At 61.8% G+C, this 2,848-nt stretch carries 2 protein-coding genes and 1 pseudogene; all 3 read right to left on the minus strand.

From position 1 onward, the window contains the following. Nucleotides 1-52: 52 nt before the first annotated feature. Complete coding sequence (locus FLV34_RS38965) at nt 53-874, minus strand: hypothetical protein (RefSeq protein ID WP_147945554.1); 822 nt, start codon at nt 872-874, stop codon at nt 53-55. A 22-nt stretch (nt 875-896) separates the two neighbouring features. After that, a complete protein-coding gene (locus FLV34_RS38970; protein ID WP_142646659.1) occupies nt 897-2,012 on the minus strand; it encodes a DUF3696 domain-containing protein in 1,116 nt (371 codons plus the stop codon). After that, nucleotides 2,005-2,848 (minus strand): annotated as a pseudogene (locus FLV34_RS38975) (DUF262 domain-containing protein); the annotation flags it as partial. The pseudogene FLV34_RS38975 and the gene FLV34_RS38970, both read right to left, overlap by 8 nt.

The following is a 2,848-nucleotide window of genomic DNA, read 5'->3' on the forward strand; positions in this document are numbered from 1 at the left end:
TGCGATGTAGCCCGAGCAAGACCGGCCACCTGGTCAAAGCCATCGCGGTCCTTCAGAACCATCGGGTAGCACACGCCTCCCGAGGATGAAATTGGCTCAGTTGCTCCCGGCCTTCGAACTCCTGGCTGACCTTCGTGTGCCAAAAGGGTAAGGCGGATGCGTTGGTGCCCCAGTCTGCGATGGATCGTTCCAATTTAAGCAATGCGGTGAAAACAGGTTGTATCCAGTCCTGCCGCAGGTTGTGTAGATCACCCTCGATGCGAGGAAGAAATGTGAGGTGAGGAAAGCGATCTTCTCTGATTTCCCAGATTGCGGACCCTGATGTGATGCCGTCCCGCCCGATCTCCTGGACCCAGTCTTTGTGTTCCAGAGCATGCTGGTGGGTGGTGGCGTGGCGAACCTTGACGGTGTCCTCGTGTAGTTTCACCTCACCGTGGTCGTCCTCCGCGACCATCTTCTGGTGCAGGCCGACCCAGGCGCTGTTCCAGACCGTGTCATAGGAGAGGCTGACCGCCAGACCGTCTGAAAGGTGTGCCGCTCCGAGTCCTCCAGCAAGCCGACCGCCGTGTCGATATTCGACGTCCGCGTCCGCGCCCTCGGGCAGGACGGCTTGAAAGGGGGCACGATTTCGGATCGCCTGGATCAGTCGCCAACGATCTTGGTTGGCGCCGCTGGACGCGATCCACCGCTGAACCGAGTAGCCCGGCGTGAGCTCGATGGACTTGAACGGCGTAGGAGTGACGAGGGCGAGGTCTCTACGCCAGCTATGAATGGCCCTGAGAAGGTCTACGAACTCTGCCATGACCTCGTCGGTCCGGTGGTGGGGCCCTTCCACGGCAGTGGAAAGCTCGTTGAAGAAGAGCAGGACGGTCACGGGGGGTTCCTTCCGGCGCGGGTCAATCCAGGAGACGGTCCAGTGAACGCTCCCACTCGTCGAAGAAGCCTTCGGGCCAATCAGACAGCATCCCGTCGGATCCCACGGTGGGATTCAATATCTCTATCCCGCGAGTGCTTCTGCGAAAGTAGTGCAGAAGGACGTGCTCAGCGGGGAAATGCCGCTCCTTGATGGCGAGCCGGACGCCGTTGAGCACATGGTCACTGTGGGTTTCGACCACCACCTGAGCTCCGGCGGCCGCGGCCGCGCAGGTGAGCATGGCCATCCCGGTTTGCCCGCGAGGATGCAGGTGGGCCTCGGGGTTTTCGATGAGCAGGAGACCACCGGGCTTCGCGGTGAGGCAGGCCACCACCACTGGCAGGACGTACGTGAGTCCGAAACCGACGTTGGTCGGTCGGTATCGGTTACTGGCGGAGAGGCCGGCAGTGCCGAAACGGAAGCTCAAGCGAACCGAGTCGGTGCCCTCGATCGCGTCTGCCTGAAGGTTGACACCGGGACATATCTCCTGCATCCATGCCTCAGCCTGATCGAGCAGGCGGCGGGACTTTCCTTGAGGATGATGGAGGCGCTCATGCAGAACCGGCTCGTCCTGGAAGTGGCGCAGGAAATTGACCGCATGCTCGCCGCGCGACCCAAGGAATCCGCGCCTCACGGCGATTTCGTGGGATCGGGGGTAACTCACCGCGGGAGCGATGCGGTCGGCGCGAAGGTATTGGAAGCCTGCTCCGGACAGTGCTGGGGGGAGGACGGGGGCAGGACGATCACGCGGCTCATCCAGCCGGAGGAGATCCGCCTCACGTTCATACCGGGCGGACCAGGAGTAGTCGATGCCTTCACAGCGCAAGGCGAGCTGGATTCGTGGTTCCGCGCCGTCCGATGCGACATAGTCCTCGTGGAGAACGTCTTGCCCCACCCCAAGCTCGACCAGATCGCCGTTCAGCAGGAAGCCTCCGTCCTCCTCGTGAAGCGCGTCATGGGACTGTCTCAAGAGGGCCAGGGTTTGAAGCACCGTGCTTTTGCCGCTGGAGTTCAATCCGGAGAGCAAAGTGTAAGGACTGAGAGGGATCTGCGCGTTGGCAAACGCCTTGAAGTTCGTGATGGTGAGCCGGTCAATCACGGGCCAGCCCCTTCAGTATAGATTCAACCGCGCCGAACCGTAGCTTCACCTTCCCGATGTCGCCGGTGGCCAGGGATACGGACCGTTCGAAGGCGGGCTCCTCGAGGAGCGCGGAAAGCTGCCACAACACCTGCTCCCGTCGTTTGCGTAGAATGCCGAGTTCGTGGTCCGTTCGCCGGGCGAGACCGACGGAGACCGCTTCGAAGAGGGCCTTGTTGATTGGCCGCCGTCGGGATTCTCTCAGATTGAATTTGCGGAAGGCGTAGTCTCCGAAGATTTCATGCGCGGCATGCATGCTCCGGGCGAACTCGTTTCGCAGCCGTGATACGTCCCCCTCCCCGAGCCCGTTGACTTTGTGCATCGCATCGCGGAGGAAGTCGTCGAAGTCCTGCCGCAGGTAGTGCTCCGGCCCGGTGAGCCGGAATGCGATGAAGCGAAGCACCATTTCGCGATCATCCATGCGTTCTGGGCGAACCGAGCCAAGCGTGGCCTTCTGGTATGCCTCGGACTCTGTCAGCTCCCGTAGTAGGCCCCGTACGCGACCGGGGATCAGCGCATGCCGCAGTTCTTGGCGACTCAGGGGCCGTCCTCCCGTGTTGATCCGGGCGAAGATATTGAACATGACCGATTCTGGTGTGCCCTGCCGGATGAGGTGGACCACTACTTCGGTCTCAAGCAGCCGGGTCTGGAGCCGGCCGGGAAGGTCGGAAAATCGTTTCTCCTCGTAGTCCTTTCCCCAGGGCTGAAGCGTTCTCAGGTTGTGAGACCGAGTAGCTGAAGTGCATCGGTGGGGTGGCTGCGGTAGTGGTCGGTGGCGGCGGCGATGTTGGTCCAGC

Origin of the sequence: Microbispora sp. CSR-4 (assembly GCF_008033685.1) — a bacterium.
In the GTDB taxonomy this organism is placed as follows: domain Bacteria; phylum Actinomycetota; class Actinomycetes; order Streptosporangiales; family Streptosporangiaceae; genus Microbispora.